Source organism: Bacteroidales bacterium (assembly GCA_035342335.1).
Taxonomy (GTDB): domain Bacteria; phylum Bacteroidota; class Bacteroidia; order Bacteroidales; family JAGONC01; genus JAGONC01.
Genome location: DAOQWY010000001.1, coordinates 325305 through 327284, shown reverse-complemented (window position 1 = coordinate 327284; position 1980 = coordinate 325305). Strand labels below are relative to the sequence as shown.

Genomic DNA, 1980 nt, shown 5'->3' with positions numbered 1-1980 from the left:
AGTGGTATCATTTACGGCTATTTGCCGGTATCAGTTTAGATCGGGATTAAAACACTGGCATGGGTGGGAATGATTTATTAATGAAAGAACGCTCCAGCTTGCCGCATTTAATCCAATCACTTGGAGTAATATTCATAAAATCTCTCTAGTTACTAATCTATGCTGGTTATTTAAAAAAAATGAACGATCAATTTAGGCAAGATGGTGCTGGATTTGGCTGGTTCAATTGTGATTTTATAAAATAAAAACACCCAGTCCGATACTGGAATCCATCTAACTCGCTAACGCTCGTGTTGGGGATGATTTGTTTTTAATGCTTATATAGATATTTGAACAATGGCTTCAGTTCTTCAATTGGTTTATACCGATATTCATCAAACCAGGATTTATTATCCCAGACAAGACGAGCTTCCTTAACTGCTAGGCTATCCCAACCAGATATCACTAGTTTTTTCAATACTCGTATCATATCAAAAGAAATTTCTCCAGTTTCCTGTACTAGTATATGTTTTTCTATATCTGTATTATTAATTGTATTAATATGCTGCGATTGAGCACTATCCCCTAATCGTTCAGGAACTACCCCTGGGGTCGTTTGAGCACCATCTTCTGGTCGTTGAGGAACAACACTTTGGTTCTCCTGTGAACCACCATTTTCTTCAGATTGAGCATTTGTAATAACATAGTGGACATATCTTTTATCGGTCGGAATAATAATTCTCCCAATACATTTCTTTCTATTGTATCTATTTTTCGTCTTTATATACCCCTTATTAGTCAATTTGGTTATCCTTTTTGAGGCGTTACCTCTTGATATGTTCAGCAATTCAGCGAAGAATTCATTGGATGCGTGACAGCCATTATTAAGTTGATGCAGAGAAATAATTTCAGATAACAAGTATTTATCCGTGCAATCTAAATCATAACAATTCATTACTTCAATGGGTATCCATAAACCTTTTCTTTTTTTATTATATAACATATTCTTTAAAAAGGAAATCCCCTGCCGTATTTTGTGACCATGACAACACTCACCAGCAGGGGTTCCGATTTTTACCTTATTTATGTTTATTTGTCATGGTAACGATTAAATTATAACTAATGTTTTTCAAAAAGTAAAGCCCTCTTTTAAAATATTTTCAATTGTGTTAAAGAAATTCATCAATGGTCATCTTCTATACATTATTAATTAAGGGCTGGCGATAATAAATATCGCCAACCCGATTTAAAAACAGAAACAATTAATTAAAAACAACATCAATTAAAATATATCGAAAAAAAGCGAGAAAAAAAAATTGGCGGATAAAAAAGATCACAGAAATGAATAATAATTTTAAAAGGTACCCCCAATTACATCCATTTTAATAATTGAATTCGCAGGGACGGGGAGTAAAAAACACGCCAGCCATTATTAAAAGAACATCAAAAATGACAGGAAGAAATGGGGCGGTGATCGATCATTTATTGCGTACAACTTCATTAACCAGTTAAGGAACTTCTATCATAATACATATATAATACATCCAGACCGCATGTTTTAATCCGTCACCGATATGTAAGAAAATACATCAAACGAAGCAATAACAATGGTTTCAGGATAACAAGACATAGTATATTTCAGAAAAATCCATTAACAATGTTTAACAATTTAATTTACCCGTAGTATCATCAAATTATTACCTTTGGTCTCTAATTATGACCAACGAAATCAAACCAATAATAATAATGGTATTAAAACATTCAGACATCTTGATTATGGACCCAGAAAATAAAATAACAATGTTTAACAATTTAATTTACCCGTAGTATCATCAAATTATTACCTTTGGTCTCTAATTATGACCAACGAAATCAAACCAATAATAATAATGGTATTAAAACATTCAGATATCTTGATTATGGACCCAGAAAATAAAATAACAATTTTTAACAATTTAATTTACCCGTAGTATCATCAAATTATTACCTTTGGTCTCTAAT

Annotated in this window: 1 protein-coding gene; it reads right to left on the bottom strand. The window is 32.1% G+C overall.

The features are described from left to right. Window positions 1-310: 310 nt before the first annotated feature. Window positions 311-982, bottom strand: coding sequence for a helix-turn-helix domain-containing protein (locus PKI34_01215; GenBank protein ID HNS16424.1), 672 nt, complete (start codon window positions 980-982; stop codon window positions 311-313). Between the last annotated feature and the right edge of the window lie 998 nt (window positions 983-1980).